The following is a 15420-nucleotide window of genomic DNA, read 5'->3' on the forward strand; positions in this document are numbered from 1 at the left end:
CATGTCTAGCCCATCCGTTCCGAACCGCCCGACGCTGGACCTGCGGGCGCTAACGCCCGCGCGCGTCGCGCTCGGGCGCAGCGGGGCGAGCCTGCCGACCAGGCCGCTGCTCGACTTCACGCTCGACCACGCGCGCGCCCGCGACGCGGTGCATGCCGCCTTCGATGCCGAGCGCATGATCGCCGAGCTCGCCGGGTTCGGCGTTCCCATCCTTGCGACGAGGAGCCGCGCCGCCGATCGTGGCGACTATCTGCGGCGGCCGGACCTCGGGCGGCAGCTCGAGCCGACCTGCGCCGAGCATCTCGCGGCGTGCGCCGCGGATGCCGGTCGGCTTGCGATCGTGATCGGCGACGGATTGTCGCCGACGGCGGTGCATGCGCATGCGGTCGGACTGTTGCGTGCGCTGCTGCCGATGCTCGCTGAAGCTGCGCCTGTCGCAATTGGCCACATCATTGTCGCCTCAGGCTCCCGCGTCGCGCTGGGCGACGAGATCGGCGCCATTCTGGGATCGTGCATGGTCGTGATGCTGATCGGCGAGCGGCCGGGATTGTCGGCCCCCGACAGCCTTGGGGCCTATTTGACCTTTGCGCCCAGGCCCGGCCGCACCGATGCCGAGCGCAATTGCGTCTCCAACATCCATCGGGCCGGGCTCAGCTATGGAGAGGCGGCCTTCAAGATCGCCTGGCTGGTCCGCGCGGGCCTATCGCGGGGCGTGACCGGCGTGGCGCTGAAGGACGAGAGCGGCGATCTCCCGGCGCGAATCGGCACAGCGCTGCCGGAATGAGCCATCAAGGGCCGAAATTGCCGCATGTTCGTCCAATTTGTTCCCTTGCGCGCGCTTGCGAGGGGGCGTTTGGACCTGCTAAACCCCTCGCGGCAATTTCCCGCGCATTTTCAAAGGGCAAGCCTCCCATCTGTATGGCGTTTTCAAGCCGATATGCGGGGCGCATAAGCTCACCAACCGAGCCGATTTAGGAACTGGACAAGGCATGCTCGAAAAGCACAGCGAGAGTGAGGTTCATGTCGACAAGGTCGAGCAGGGACCTTCGTCCTCCATCGCTTTTGGACTCGAACGCATCGGACTGATCGCCGTCCGTGCGCCGGTCCTGTCCTGCCTGATCCTGATCGCGCTGATCGTCGGCGCCGTCTTCGGCATCGAGCGGATCAAGATCGACGATTCGCTGTCGCAGCTGTTCCGCTCCAACACGCGCGAATTCCGCCAGTACGAGGAAGTTACCAAGAAGTTCCCGGCCGAGGAATTCGACGTCCTCGTCGTGGTCGAGGGCAAGACCCTGCTGGCGCGCGACAATCTGATGAAGCTGCGCGACTTCATCACCGACATGCAGCTCGTCGAAGGCACGCGCGGCCTCGTCTCACTGTTCTCCGCCCGCCAGGCGCCGGCGCCGGGCAAGCTGCCGGCCGCGCTGTTCCCGGCCGAGCTGCCCGAGGGCGCCGCCTACGACAAGTTCATCGAGACCGTCAAAAGCAACGAGATCATCCGCGGCAAGCTGTTGTCGGAAGACGGCACGCTCGCGCTGGTCGTGCTCTCGCTCGATCCGGAAGTCGTCGCCTCGAGCAGGCTCGGCAAGACCGTCGGCGACATCAGGGCGCTGATGAAGGAGGATCTCGGCGACACCGGGCTCAGCGTCCAGCTCTCCGGCGTGCCGGTGATGCAGCTCGAGATCCGCAACGCGGTCGAGCGCGACGGCTTGACCTACAACATTCTCGGCATCCTCGCCGGCTGCGTCATCGCCATCGTCTTCTTCCGAAAAATCTCCTTCATGGTGGTGGCAGCGTTCCCGCCGATGATCGCGATCCTCCTGGCGCTCGGCGCGCTCGGCTGGGCCAACTTCAATCTCAACATGTTCCTGAACGTGATGACCCCGCTCATCATGGTCATCAGCTTCTCGGACTCGATGCAGCTCACCTTCGCCGCGCGCGACCGGCTGATCGCAGGCCAGGACAAGTTCACCGCGTTCAAGAACGCGGTGCTGGTGGTGGGTCCCGCTTGCGTGCTGACGCACGGCACCGCCGGCATTTCCTTCATCGCGCTGCAATTCTCCAACTCCGACCTGATCCGCAAATTCGGCGAGGCGGGCCTCGCCGCCACCATCATCGCGCTGGTCGCGGTGCTGTCGCTGGTGCCGGTGTTCGGCGTGCTGTTCGTGCGCAACGAGAAGGTATTTGCGGTGAAGTTCCAGAGCGCGGATGCCGGCGTCCAGGCGCTGCGCAATTTCTGCTACTGGATCGCGGTGCGCATGGTGGGGCGGCCCGGCCTGTTCAGCCTGATCGCGGTGCTGTTCGTGGCGAGCCTCGGTGTCATCTACGCCAACCTCGAGCCGCGCTACCGCCTTGCCGACCAGGTGCCGGACAAGCGCCAGGCGGTCGCCGCCAGCAACCGGCTTGATGCCAAGCTGACCGGCGCCAATCCGGTCAACGTCCTGATCCAGTTCCCCAAGGGGGAGACGCTCTATTCGCCGGAGACCTTGCAGACGATCGCCGACGTGCACGCGACGGTGGAGAAGGCCGCCGGTGTCGGCAACGTCTGGTCGGTCGAAACGCTGCGTCGCTGGCTGGCCGAAAAAGCGGGTAGCTCGGATGTCGCAACGCTGAAGGAATATGTGAACGTCATCCCCGAGCATCTGGTGCGACGCTTCATCGACGCCGAGCAGGACGCGGTCGTGGTCGCGGGCCGCGTGCCGGACAAGGATTCCAGTCAGCTCCTTCCGATCGTCGACAAGCTCGACCAGGAGCTCGACGCCGTTCGCCAGAAACATCCCGGCTACGAGGTCGCGGTGACAGGTCTTGCCGCCATTGCCGCGCGCAACTCGGCCGGCATGATCGAGAAGCTCAACCGCGGGCTCACCGTCGAATTCGCGCTGGTCGCCATCTTCATCGGCCTTGCCTTCCGTTCCTGGGTCGTGATGTTCGCCTGCATCCTGCCGGGCATCTTCCCGGTGGTGATGTCGGGAACGGTGCTATGGGCGATGGGCGAGGGGTTGCAATTCGCCAGCGTCGTGGCGCTCACCGTCTCGTTCGGCCTGGGCCTCTCCGCGACCATCCACTTCCTCAACCGCCTCAGGCTGGAGAGCAAGCCGGGTGTCGGTTCGGCGCTTGCCGTCGAGCGCGCCACCGTGCTGGTCGGCCCCGCGCTGATCCTGACCACGGTTGTGCTCGCCAGCGGCCTCGTCGTGACCGTGTTCTCCGACCTGCCGTCGCTCAGGCTGTTCGGCTGGCTCAGCGCCTTCTCGATGGTCGCGGCGCTGGTCGCCGACCTCTTCATCCTGCGCCCGACGGCGATGTGGCTGATCAACCTGCACGAGAAGCTGCAAGGGCCAGACAAGCGCGCGATCTGACTGTCGTCATCGCCCGGACATGGAATCGGCTCAGCCTGGATGACCGGGCCGGACTGCCGGCCGGGAGTGGGCCATGCGGCAGCGGCGGCACGACGGCTCCGTCGTGGAGTTCCAAAAGAAACGAGGCGGCGAGGCCGCCGCCTTCTTCCTCCCGTTTCTCGCGCCGGACATGGCCCTTCTTGACGTGGGCTGCGGGCCGGGCACCATCACGTCAGCCATTGCCGGAAGTGTCGGCAAGGCCATCGGCGTCGACATCGAGCCGCATGCGACCGCGGCCGCCAATCAACTCGCGGGGATTTTGGGTCTGACCAATGTCGCCTTTGTCGAGGCGGATATGATCGCCCTTCCCTTCGGGGACGCCACCTTCGATGCGGTCTTCTTCCACGCAGTCCTCTATCACCAGAGCCGAACGACGCTGACGAGGACGCTCGCGGAAGCGCGACGGGTGCTGAAGCCGGGTGGCCTGCTCGGAACGCGCGATGCGGATGTTGGCGGCAACATTCTCTATCCCGAGTTCGAGGGGGTGCATCTCGCGCTCGACCTCTGGCAGCGATGGTACGAGCACGGCGATCCCGCGGCGCTTCGTTTTGGCCGCCGGCAGGGCTGTATTCTTCGCGCGCACGGGTTCACGCCGATCTGGGTCGGCGCCAGCTACGTCAACCACAGCGCCGACGCCGAGGCGCGTCAAGAAGCCGTCGCGGATGCCAGGCGGAGTCTTCTCGGTCTCGGACCGCAACTGGTGAACCAGGCGCTCGCTACGGAGGCAGAAATTCAGGCGGCGCTCGCTGGTTGGGAAGCCTGGGGACGCGATCCGGACGCGGTATATTTCAGATGCCGCTGCGAATGCGTCGCTCGCAAGGATTGATCGCGCCGCCTCTTGATCAGACGTCGATCCGGACGATCCCGTACGGGTTGAACTTGAAGTCGCCCTCGGCGTAGCTCGACTCGTGTGACACCGTGAGCTTGCGGTCCCGCAACGTCGCGTCGATCCCGCTGTTCGCCATTTCGTCGCCGAGCTCGTCCATGCGGCGGACGGCGTCGTGGTCGTTGCCGAACGATTTTGCGATGTATATCTCCGGCAGGCCGACGAGGTGAAGGCCGACCGTCTCGTTATAGCGTTCGCCGGCGAGCGGGCGCTTGGCGAAGGCGAGGCGGCAAATCCGGCTCATGGCCGCCGTCACGGCGAGGCCCTGGTTCGTCTGCGCCGCCGCCTTACAGTCCGCGGCGAGCCGTCGCCACCGCGCAAGGCCATGGGCGACGCCCGCGCTTTCGCCTTTCACGGCGGTCGCGCCGGCCTTGATCATCTCCTCGACGATCCGCAAAGCCGCGGCCGAGCAGGCGACGGCTTTCTGCTGATCCATCGGCGGACTGAGCACGTAGAGTACCGACTTGTGGTTGACCACGGCCGCCTCATCCGCGGCGGACCAGGCATTGGGAAGCACGCGATCCCAGCAGACCCCAAACGACCGCGCCATATGCGGATCGGGCTTTCCTTGCGAATAGGTGCGGTCGACCTCGAAGCCGAAATCCGCGATCGTCTTGACGACGTCCTTCGGCGGCTGCAGCAGACTTTCGTCCTTGCCGAGAAAGCAGAGCACGTGACGCGGCTTGACGGCGGGCTTTTGCATCTCTGTCACCGGTGCGTCACCCGCCCATGCCACGTGCGGGGCGAGGAGGCCAACCGCCTTGAGCAGGGTTCTGCGAACAGGGTTCATCTTATGAAAAACCCCCGGCTCGCGAGAACCAGGGGTCATGTCGTCCGCTCATAAGGTGAGGTGAAGCGCTTCAGCTCTTCACCATGGTGATGTTGACGCCGCGGATCTCGCCCTTGGAGCTGATCTGCACCGTCTGCTTGTTGCCGTTGGTGCGCAGCGTCAGGTTGGCGGCAAAACCGTTGGCCTCGACGAACACGTCGATCTGGCCGCCGCCGGCGGTGCCCTGCAGATTGCCGAAGATGTTGCGGCTCGCCTCGCTCCAGTTGCCGGAGATGCGGTCACCCTGGCTGGTCACGTCGCTGGTGAGGTCGAACTTGTAGCTGTCGCTGGCACAGTGCAGCGCCTGCTTCAGGCCGAGACCGCTGGCCGCGACCTTGTAGTCCGCCTTGCAGCGGATGCGTTCGGTGGACCCGTCGGACAGCGAGACCGTGCCGGTGCCCGCCCACGCGCCGTCGAAGCCGGCAAAGGGTCCGGACGACTGAGCGTGGCTCGCCGAAACCGAGAACAGCAGCGCGGCGCCAATGCCAGCCGCCTTGATCGCCAGTCCAGACCGTCCAAAGAATTTCATGATCGAATATCCCGTTTTCTGAATGACGTTCGCCGTTAACAGAACGTCTCGCCGCATCGAAAGTTTAGTGTCCCCATCCGCTGGCAGGTTCAAACCATAACCTTGCGAGGTGTCAGAACGGCGAACCGTTGCGGCCTTTTTCGCCGTTCCGCACGCGGTTTCAGCTGTGCCTTCTCGATGACGCCTGCAAGGGTTTGCGATGCATGTCTGCAACAGGTCCATGGCAAAACGTCGACTGCCTAAATAATCTCATAGTATCAATCCCTTACATCTGCCAATGAAGGCCATGTAAAGGCGCGATCTGGTGGGTTTGGTGCCAATTTGGCCGCATTTACCAGTGCTTGTGCTGTCTCCACTGCTGCGTGCTCCGCGGCAACGCCATCAGAACAATCCGTTCCGGTCGTCCGCCCTGTGCTGTCCGGGAACGGAGAGATTCTGCCGTCAGAATGAAGGACTACAATGCGTAAATTTCTCCTCGCTCTCACCCTGCTGTCGGCATCCCTTTCGACCGCGGCGTTCGCCCAGCAGCCCCAGCAGGGGCGCGGCACGGCCGAAGAGCAGAAGGCCTGCACGCGCGACGTGCAGAAATTCTGCCGTCCGGTCATCGATCAGGGCGATTTCACGATTCTGGCCTGCCTGAAGGAGAACCGGGCCAAGATCTCGCAGGCCTGCGATCAGGTCCTGAAGACCCACAACCAGTAAGCTTTTGCGCGGCCCGTGGAGCGTTCACGGGCCCGCTTTTGCGGCGGCCTCGATTCATGAGGGCAGGGGACCCGCGAGACAGGTTGGTTTTGCGGGCATATTCCCCTATATGGGGGCCGCGACGGCTCGGCCGGGCGCCTGCAAAAAAGCCTTCCTGTTCAGACGATTGTTAACCAGTCCTCGATGACCTCTGCGAGCGAATTGCGATCCGGCAAGGGTGACCGCGACGAGAATTTTCCCGTCGCGTCGTGGATCATTCATCCGCGTCACCGCGCGCTGATCCTCGCCTTCTACAATTTCGTCCGCACCGCCGACGATATCGCCGACCATGCGACGTTGCCGCCTGAGGAGAAGCTCGCCTATCTCGACCTGCTCGAGGCCGAGCTCAACGGCAAGGGCGACACGCAGGCCGAGGCCGTCATTCTCCGCCGTGCGCTGGCCGAACGTGGCATGCCGCCGCGCCATGCGCTCGACGTGCTGATCGCGTTCCGCATGGACGTGACGAAGCTGCGCTACGAGACCTGGGACGAGGTCATCCACTATTGCCGCTACTCGGCGATGCCGGTCGGCCGCTTCATGCTCGACGTGCACGGCGAGGCGACCTCGACCTGGGTCGCGTCGGATGCGCTCTGCGCCGCCTTGCAGATCAACAATCACCTGCAGGATTGCGGCAAGGATTTTCGCGCGCTCAACCGCGTCTACCTGCCGCGCGATGCACTGGCCGCAAGCGGCGCCTCGGTCGAGCAGCTCGGCGGCGACCATTCACCGCCGCAGATGCTGGCCTGTCTCCAGTCGCTCGCCGCGCGCAACGAGGAGCTCCTGAACGAAAGCAAGTCGCTCTCCGCCGAGGTGCGGGATTTTCGCCTGGGCGTCGATATCTCGGTGATCCAGGCCTATGCCGACCGCATCGTGCGCCTCTTGAAGGTGCGCGATCCCCTGCGCGAGCGCGTGCATCTGAACAAGCTCGAGCTCCTCACCTTCAGCCTCGCCGGCATCGCCGGTGAAATCGGCCGTCGCGCCTTCCACCGCAGGCCAATCTCCAATCCGGGGCCGGCCCATGACGCTTGAGGCGACCTCGCCCGGCGCCAATTATGGCTCGACCGCATCCGGCAGCTCGTTCTACGCCGCGATGCGCATCCTGCCGCGCGACCAGCGCGAGGCGATGTTCCAGATCTACAGCTTCTGCCGCCAGGTCGACGACATCGCCGATTCCCACGGCCCGCGCGATGAACGTCTCGCCGCGCTTCAGGAATGGCGCAATGACATCGACGCGCTCTATCGGGGCCATCCGCCGGCGCGGCTCGCCGACTACGTCGCTTCCGTCAAGACCTTCGGGCTGAAGCGGGAGGATTTCCTCGCCATCGTCGACGGCATGGAGATGGACGTGCCGCAGGACATCCGCGCGCCCGACATGGCGACCCTCGATCTCTACTGCGATCGCGTCGCGAGCGCGGTGGGGCGGCTGTCGGTGCGGGTGTTCGGCATGCCGGAAGAGGATGGCGTGCTGCTCGCCCATCATCTCGGCCGCGCGCTCCAGCTCACCAATATCTTGCGCGACCTCGACGAGGACGCTGGCCTCGGCCGGCTTTATCTTCCGCGCGAGGCGTTGCTGCATGCCGGCATTACCTCCAACGATCCGAGCCGCGTGATTGCCGAGCGCGCGCTGCCGAAGGTCTGCCTGCCGCTCGCCCAGCGCGCGAAAGCGCACTTCGAGAAGTCGGACGAGATCATGGCGCGCAACAAGCGCCGCGCGGTGCGCGCGCCGCGGATCATGTCGAAATATTATCACGCCATTCTGGACCTCTTGCTCGAACGCGGCTTCGCCGCGCCGCGCACGCCGGTGCGTGTGTCCAAGGCCTCACGTATCGCCATCCTTCTCCGCTACGCTTTTTTCTGATGCAAAAGACAGCTCACATCATCGGCGCCGGAATTTCCGGCCTCTCTGCCGCCGTGCGGCTCGCCAATGCCGGCTTCAAGGTTGCCGTGCACGAGGCGACGCAGCAGGCCGGCGGCCGCTGCCGCTCCTATTTCGACGGCGCGACCAATCTCGTCATCGACAACGGCAACCATCTCCTGTTGTCGGGTAACCGCCACGCGCTCGCCTATGCGCGCTCGATCGGCACCGAGGCGGGGCTGGTGGGCCCGGCGCGCGCGCAGTTTCCCTTCGTTGATCTGAAGACCGGGCAGCGCTGGCAGCTCGATCTCGGCGACAGCCGCCTGCCGGGCTGGGTGTTCGACGAGAGCCGTCGTGTCCCCGACACCGGGCTGACCGACTATCTCAAGCTCGCGCCGCTGATCTGGGCGTCGGAGGAGACGCTGGTCGGCAAGTCGATCCCCTGCGAGGGCGTGCTCTATCAGCGCCTGGTGCAGCCGTTGTTGCTCGCAGCGCTCAACGTCGATCCGCCCGAGGGCTCGGCCGGCCTTGCCGGCGCGATCGTGCGCGAGACGCTGCTTGCAGGCGGACAGGCTTGCCGCCCGCTGATCGCGCGCGATGGCCTCAGCGCCGTGCTGATCGAGCCCGCGGTGAAGTTCCTGGCCGAGCGCGGCCACTCCGTGCAGCTCGGCCATGAGCTGCGCTCGTACGCGACCACCGACGGCAAGGTCAGCGCGCTCAATTTCGGCGGCGAGGACGTCGTCGCGATCGGGCCCGACGATGTGATCGTGATGGCTGTGCCGCCGCGTGCCGCCGCTTCGCTGCTGCCCGGCCTGAAAACGCCGACGCAATTCCGCGCCATCGTGAATGCGCATTTCCGCTTTGAGCCACCGCCGGGCTCGGCCCCCATCCTGGGCGTGATCGGTGGTGTCGTGGAGTGGCTGTTCGCGTTCCCGAACCGGCTGTCCGTCACCATCAGCAATGGCGACCGGCTGGTCGAGATGCCGCGCGAAGAACTCGCGCAGACGATCTGGAACGACGTCTGCGAGGCGGGCGGCGTTGCCGGCGAGCTGCCAGTCGAATTGCCCCCTTGGCAGATCGTGCGCGAGCGCCGCGCCACCTTTGCCGCCACGCCCGAGCAGAATGCCCTGCGCCCCGGGCCGGTCACCGCGCTGAAAAACCTGTTTCTCGCCGGCGACTGGACTGCTACGGGATTGCCGGCAACCATTGAGGGATCGGTCCGGTCCGGCGATCGCGCCGCCGATTTGGTCCTGGCCGCACAGCGGACCTGACGGGCTTTGGTCCCGGTCAATTATCCAGGCAACTATCGGAGATATCGAGCGAGATGCATTCCGTGAACAAGAGCGCGACCAACCGCGAAGTCTTGGAATCGAGCATTGCGTCGGCCACGCAAGGGTTGCTCGGCTTCCAGCAATCCGACGGCCATTGGGTGTTCGAGCTCGAGGCCGACTGCACCATTCCGGCCGAATACGTCCTGTTGCGCCACCACCTTGCCGAGCCGGTCGATGCCGTGCTCGAGGCCAAGATCGGCAACTATCTGCGCCGCGTGCAGGGCGCCCATGGCGGCTGGCCGCTGGTGCATGACGGCGCGTTCGACATGAGCGCGAGCGTGAAGGCTTACTTCGCGCTCAAGATGATCGGCGATTCCATCGACGCGCCGCATATGGTGCGGGCGCGCGAGGCGATCCGGTCGCGCGGTGGCGCTATTCATAGCAACGTCTTCACCCGCTTCACGCTCGCGATGTTCGGCGTCGTGACCTGGCGCGCGGTGCCGGTGCTGCCGGTCGAGATCGTGCTGTTGCCGTTCTGGTCGCCATTCCACCTCAACAAGATCTCCTACTGGGCGCGCACCACCATGGTGCCGCTGATGGTGCTCGCCGCCCTGAAGCCGCGCGCGCGAAATCCCAAAGGCGTCGGCATCGACGAACTGTTCCTTGGGGATCCGCGTTCGATCGGCATGACCGCCAAGGCACCGCACCAGAGCATGGCCTGGTTCGTGCTGTTCCGCGCACTCGACAAGATCCTGCGCGTCGTCGAGCCGATGTTTCCCAAGAGCCTGCGCAAGCGCGCGATCGACGCGGCGCTCGCCTTCACCGAGGAGCGGCTCAACGGCGAGGACGGCATGGGCGCGATCTATCCGCCGATGGCCAACATCGTCATGATGTACGATGCGCTCGGCAAGGACGAGAATTTCCTGCCGCGCGCGATCACGCGCCGGGGCATCGACAAGCTGCTCGTGATCCGAGACGACGAGGCCTATTGCCAACCCTGCGTCTCGCCGATCTGGGACACGACGCTGACCGCCCACGCGCTGCTCGAGGCCGGAGGCACGCAAGCCGTGCCCGCCGCCAAGCAGGGCCTCGACTGGCTGATCCCGAGGCAGGAGCTCGAGGTGAAGGGCGACTGGGCGGTGAAGCGGCCCGAGACGCGCCCCGGCGGCTGGGCCTTCCAGTACAACAACGCCCACTATCCCGATCTCGACGACACCGCCGTGGTGGTGATGTCGATGGACCGCATGCGCAGGGAGCACGGCACGGCCGGCTACGACGCCGCGATCGACCGTGGCCGGGAGTGGATCGAAGGCATGCAGAGCGACGACGGTGGCTGGGCTGCCTTCGACGTGAACAACCTTGAATATTATTTAAACAACATCCCGTTCTCCGACCACGGCGCGCTGCTCGATCCGCCGACCGAGGACGTCACCGCGCGCTGCATCTCGATGCTGGCCCAGCTCGGCGAGACCGAGAAGACCAGCAAGCACGTGGCCGACGGGGTCGCCTATCTCCGGCGGACCCAGCACCCGGAGGGTTCCTGGTACGGCCGCTGGGGCATGAATTTCATCTACGGAACCTGGTCCGTGCTGTGCGCGCTGAATGCGGTCGGTGTCACCCATACCGACCCGATGATTCGCAAGGCCGTCGACTGGCTGGTCTCGATCCAGAACAAGGACGGCGGCTGGGGTGAGGACGCCGTCAGCTACCGGCTCGACTACAAGGGCTGGGAGGCCGCCCCCTCGACCGCCTCACAAACGGCATGGGCCTTGCTTGCCCTGATAGCGGCCGGTGAGGTCGATCATCCGGCCGTCGCCCGCGGGGTGGAGTACCTGATTGCAACACAGAACGAAAAAGGACTGTGGGACGAGCAGCGGTATACCGCCACAGGCTTCCCCCGCGTGTTTTATCTACGGTATCATGGTTACCCGAAGTTCTTCCCGCTGTGGGCGCTGGCGCGGTATCGGAACTTGCGGAACACCAACAGCAGGGTGGTAGGGGTCGGAATGTGACTTTGGGGACGGGGGACGGGGGCACCGCGGGTAGTGCAATAGATCTGCGGCCGATACTTATTGTGACCGGTCTGGTTCAGGAGGCCCGCATCGCGGCCGGCCCCGGAATGGCCGTTATCTGCTCTTCAAGCAGCCCGACGCAGTTACGGGCGCTTTTGACGGTCGTCGACCCCGAAAGCATCCGGGGCGTGATCTCGTTCGGCGTGGCCGGAGGGCTCGATCCCACGCTCCGCTCGGGCGACGTCGTGGTCGCGACCGAGGTGCTGGCGGGCGACGCCCGCTGGGCCGCCGGCCTGTCGCTCAGCGACGACCTCATCGACCGCCTGACCTCCGGTCGCCGCCGCGTCGTGCGCGGCAGCCTCGCCGGCGCCGAGGAGGTGGTCACCGGGCGGTCATGCAAGGCGGCGCTCCACTCGGAGACCGGTGCGGCCGCCGTCGACATGGAGAGCCATATCGCGGCCGCCTACGCCGCCGAGGCGGGCCTTCCCTTCGCCGCACTCCGGGTCATCAGCGATCCCGCCCACCGCGCCTTGCCGGCGGTCGCCCGTGCGGCGATCAAGCCGAATGGCCAGATCGACGTGGCAGCCGTTCTGCGCGGGATTGTGCGCAATCCGGGAACGTTGCATGCCCTGGTCTCGACCGGCCTCGACTTCAACCGCGCGCTGCGCTCCCTTCGCGTCAGCCGCGACTTCCTGATCGGCAGCGAGGGGCTCGTCCCCGAGGCGATCTGAGCGGTTTCGAACCGAACAACGAAAAGGCCCGATCGCTATGCGCGTCGGCCCCGTCGATCATGTTCCAATTGTGGACCTACCGTGAGTCAGCTAGCGGCTAGGGTTTGGCGAGCATGCTCTGCGCTCGGCTTGCGGGCCGAGCTAGGGTTTCGGCTCGTGCTGCCGAGCGGTCACGCCGTCGTTACGGTTGCGCGAATTGCAGATCTTGGATCTCCTAACGGAATGCTCTTGTTTCGCGCTTACGACGAAATTCGCGGCCATGTTAAGGAATTGCAGGATGCCGGCTACGGTTTCTCGGTAGTCGACGAGCCCCGGCCGGACGCAGAGTTTGACTTGATAGCATTTCAAGAAATGTTTCGCGATTGGGGGTGGAGCGGCCGGTTGGGAGCCAAGCCTGCTTGGATGCGATAGTCTGAGTCGCGAAGCGACAACAGGAGCTACGGTGACAGGTGCGCCGGGAGACTGGCGAGGAGTAGGTGGTGCAAGTCGCACTACGATGCGGGAGTAGCGATCCGCATCGGCCCCGAGCCGTGCGCTGTCGGCCTGATCGGCAGCGAGGGCCTCGTCCCCGAGGCGATCTGAGCGGTTTCGAATCGGACAAACGAAAAGGCCCGATCGCCATGCGATCGGGCCTTTTTGCTTTCATTGGTGTCCCGCCATTTACGCGGCGGTCGATGCCTTCTGCTCGGCGGCGGCCGCTTCGTCGCGGCGGATCTCCGAGAGCTTCTTCTGGACCTGCTCCGAGAAGATGTACTGCGCCGGACGCTGCTTGGAGAGGTCGATCTCGGGCGCCATCGGACCCGACGTCTTGACGCCACGCATCGCGACCCAGGCCGCCTTGATCGGGTTGGTCAGTGCTGCCGTCGCCGCCGTCGGCTCATAGCCGCAATGGGCCATGCAGTCGGCGCACTTCTCATACTTGCCGGTGCCGTAGGAATCCCAGTCGGTGGTCTCCATCAGCTCCTTGAAGGTCTTGGCATAGCCTTCGCCGAGCAGATAGCAGGGCTTCTGCCAGCCGAAGATGTTGCGCGCGGGCATGCCCCAGGGCGTGCACTCATATTCCTGGTTGCCGGCGAGGAAGTCCAGGAACAGGCCGGAATGCATGAAGTTCCACTTCTTGCCCTTGCCCATCGCGAAGACGTCGCGGAACAGCTTCTTGGTCTTGGTGCGGTTCAGGAAGTGCTCCTGGTCCGGCGCACGCTCATAGGCGTAGCCCGGCGACATCGAAACGCCGACGCCGAGCTCGGTGGTGAAGTCCAGGAACTTTGCGATTTCTTCGGCCGGATGGCCGTCGAAGATGGTGGCGTTGACGTTGACCGTGAAGCCGCGCGCCTTCGCCGCCTTGATCGCGGACACCGCGCGGTCGAACACGCCCTTCTGCGACACTGCCTTGTCGTGGTGATCCTTCAACCCGTCGAGATGCACCGAGAAGAAAAGGTACGGGGAGGGCTCGAACAGGTCGAGCTTCTTCTCGAGCAGAAGCGCGTTGGTGCAGAGCGAGACGAACTTCTTGCGCGCCACGAGGCCGCGCACGATCTCGCCGATCTCCTTGTGGATCAGCGGCTCGCCGCCGGGGATTGCCACCATCGGCGCGCCGCACTCATCGGCGGCGTCCCAGCACTCCTGCGCCGTCATGCGGCGGTTGAGGATCGCATCCGGATAGTCGATCTTGCCGCAGCCGACGCAGGCGAGGTTGCAGCGAAACAACGGCTCCAGCATCAACACGAGCGGGTAGCGTTTGCGGCCAAGCAGTTTCTGTTTGAGCAAATAGCCGCCGATACGCATTTCCTTGAAGAAGGGTATTGCCATCACACGTTTCTTTCTGGGCTTTGAAATTCAGGTAGGTCAGCTTGCGGCGAGTTCCGCCGGAAGCCGGAATTCAATGTTTTCCTCGCGCCCTGGCAGCACCGAGACCGAGACCGGTCCGATCCGTCGCAGGGCTTCGATCACGTCATCCACGAGAACCTCAGGTGCCGAGGCGCCGGCCGTGATGCCGACGGTCTTGGCGTCTTTCAACCATTCCGGATTGAGCACGCTGCCATCGGCGACCAGATAACTCGCCACGCCGGCCTCAGTGCCGATTTCGCGGAGCCGGTTCGAGTTGGAACTGTTGGCGGCGCCCACCACCAAGATCACGTCGACCAGCTTGCTCAAGTCCCTTACCGCAGATTGGCGGTTCTGTGTCGCATAGCAGATATCCCGGATGTCAGGGCCTTGAATATCTGTAAATCGGGCCTGGAGGGCCGCGATAATGTCCCTGGTGTCGTCCACCGACAGCGTGGTCTGGGTGATATAGGCCACTGGCCTGTCCGCCGGCAGGCTCAGGGCTTTGACGTCTTCGACGCTCTGGACCAGCAGCACGGGGCCTGGAACCTGTCCCATGGTTCCCTCGACCTCGGGATGGCCGGCATGGCCGATCAGGATCAGGGTACGGCCCTTTGAGATGTAGCGCTTCCCCTGATTGTGAACTTTCGTGACCAGGGGGCAGGTCGCATTCAGCACGGGAAGGTCGCGGGCGGCAGCCTCTTCCTCCACGCTGCGCGCCACGCCGTGGGCGCTGAAAACAGTCATCGCCTTCGGCGGAACCTCGGACAGCTCCTCGACGAAGATTGCGCCTTTCTTCTTCAGGCTCTCGACGACGTATTTGTTGTGCACGATCTCGTGGCGCACGTAGACGGGCGGGCCGTACTTCTCCAGCGCCCGCTCCACGATCTCGATGGCACGCACCACGCCGGCACAAAAGCCGCGCGGCTGTGCTAAATAAACTTCCATAGGACGCCCATCACGCAAGTTGCACCAAATCCGTTCAGTTGTCCCCGGCGGCACCCAGATACTCGATAGTGCAATATCCGCACCATTGGTTCCGAATCAACGGTAGCCGCCCACCCGTCCGTTTGGCCCCAAGCGCATGGAGGCACACGGCCTTGTGTCAAAAAATCGGCCGCGAGGAAAGGTGGATCGCGCTTTGGGTTCCGTTAACGGTACCATAATACGTAAAAGTTAAGGCGGTCGACCTCACTCCTTCGTCACTTTCCCGCCTCAACTGGCCGGCTATACCGGCCCGCGCCGCGGTCCCGGTCCGGGTTCTTCCGTGATTTGCTCGAACCTTCAGACGGGTCAAACCGCCCAAAACAGCAATAGGTTTCGCCGGGGAACTCCGTTAAACAGCGG

At 64.7% G+C, this 15420-nt stretch carries 13 protein-coding genes; 9 read left to right on the forward strand and 4 right to left on the reverse strand.

The annotated features are described in order from the left end of the window. Position 1: 1 nt before the first annotated feature. From eutC to QQL28_RS17500, 3 genes are all read left to right on the forward strand, one after another. Complete coding sequence (gene eutC, locus QQL28_RS17490) at positions 2-784, forward strand: ethanolamine ammonia-lyase subunit EutC (protein ID WP_284267299.1); 783 nt, start codon at positions 2-4, stop codon at positions 782-784. Between the two features lie 205 nt (positions 785-989). Continuing rightward, positions 990-3356 (forward strand): efflux RND transporter permease subunit, encoded by a 2367-nt coding sequence (locus QQL28_RS17495; RefSeq protein ID WP_284267300.1) that lies wholly within the window; start codon positions 990-992, stop codon positions 3354-3356. Between the two features lie 73 nt (positions 3357-3429). Continuing rightward, on the forward strand, positions 3430-4221 hold the full coding sequence (locus QQL28_RS17500) for a class I SAM-dependent methyltransferase (protein WP_284267301.1): 792 nt from the start codon (positions 3430-3432) through the stop codon (positions 4219-4221). Positions 4222-4237: 16 nt separating this feature from the next. Here the strand turns inward: QQL28_RS17500 and QQL28_RS17505 are convergent, their stop codons facing one another. Further along, positions 4238-4984, reverse strand: a complete 747-nt coding sequence (locus tag QQL28_RS17505; RefSeq protein ID WP_348522503.1) for a hypothetical protein — start codon at positions 4982-4984, stop codon at positions 4238-4240. A gap of 157 nt (positions 4985-5141) precedes the next feature. After that, positions 5142-5639 (reverse strand): hypothetical protein, encoded by a 498-nt coding sequence (locus tag QQL28_RS17510; protein ID WP_284267303.1) that lies wholly within the window; start codon positions 5637-5639, stop codon positions 5142-5144. 459 nt (positions 5640-6098) lie between these two features. On the opposite strand from QQL28_RS17510, the gene QQL28_RS17515 reads away from it, so the two are divergent. From QQL28_RS17515 to QQL28_RS17540, 6 genes are all read left to right on the forward strand, one after another. Continuing rightward, a complete protein-coding gene (locus tag QQL28_RS17515; protein ID WP_284267304.1) occupies positions 6099-6341 on the forward strand; it encodes a hypothetical protein in 243 nt (80 codons plus the stop codon). A gap of 183 nt (positions 6342-6524) precedes the next feature. Continuing rightward, positions 6525-7409 carry a squalene synthase HpnC gene (gene hpnC, locus QQL28_RS17520; RefSeq protein ID WP_284267305.1) on the forward strand — a complete coding sequence of 295 codons (885 nt, stop codon included), beginning with the start codon at positions 6525-6527 and terminating at the stop codon, positions 7407-7409. Continuing rightward, positions 7399-8238 (forward strand): presqualene diphosphate synthase HpnD, encoded by an 840-nt coding sequence (gene hpnD / locus QQL28_RS17525; protein ID WP_284267306.1) that lies wholly within the window; start codon positions 7399-7401, stop codon positions 8236-8238. Before hpnC ends, hpnD begins: the two co-directional genes overlap by 11 nt. Continuing rightward, positions 8238-9506: a hydroxysqualene dehydroxylase HpnE gene (hpnE, locus tag QQL28_RS17530; RefSeq protein ID WP_284267307.1), complete on the forward strand. Its 1269-nt coding sequence runs from the start codon at positions 8238-8240 to the stop codon at positions 9504-9506. The genes hpnD and hpnE overlap by 1 nt, the downstream gene beginning before the upstream one ends. 53 nt (positions 9507-9559) lie before the next feature. Beyond that, positions 9560-11518: a squalene--hopene cyclase gene (gene shc, locus QQL28_RS17535; protein ID WP_284267308.1), complete on the forward strand. Its 1959-nt coding sequence runs from the start codon at positions 9560-9562 to the stop codon at positions 11516-11518. Next, complete coding sequence (locus QQL28_RS17540) at positions 11515-12249, forward strand: phosphorylase (protein ID WP_284267309.1); 735 nt, start codon at positions 11515-11517, stop codon at positions 12247-12249. The genes shc and QQL28_RS17540 overlap by 4 nt, the downstream gene beginning before the upstream one ends. Before the next feature lie 660 nt (positions 12250-12909). Here QQL28_RS17540 and hpnH read toward each other — a convergent pair. Further along, the gene (gene hpnH, locus QQL28_RS17545) at positions 12910-14058 is read right to left on the reverse strand and encodes an adenosyl-hopene transferase HpnH (protein WP_284267310.1); all 1149 of its coding nucleotides are present in this window, start codon (positions 14056-14058) and stop codon (positions 12910-12912) included. 36 nt (positions 14059-14094) lie between these two features. Beyond that, positions 14095-15021 carry a 4-hydroxy-3-methylbut-2-enyl diphosphate reductase gene (gene ispH / locus QQL28_RS17550; RefSeq protein ID WP_284267370.1) on the reverse strand — a complete coding sequence of 309 codons (927 nt, stop codon included), beginning with the start codon at positions 15019-15021 and terminating at the stop codon, positions 14095-14097. Positions 15022-15420: the final 399 nt, after the last annotated feature.

Origin of the sequence: Bradyrhizobium iriomotense (assembly GCF_030160715.1) — a bacterium.
In the GTDB taxonomy this organism is placed as follows: Bacteria; Pseudomonadota; Alphaproteobacteria; order Rhizobiales; family Xanthobacteraceae; genus Bradyrhizobium; species Bradyrhizobium iriomotense.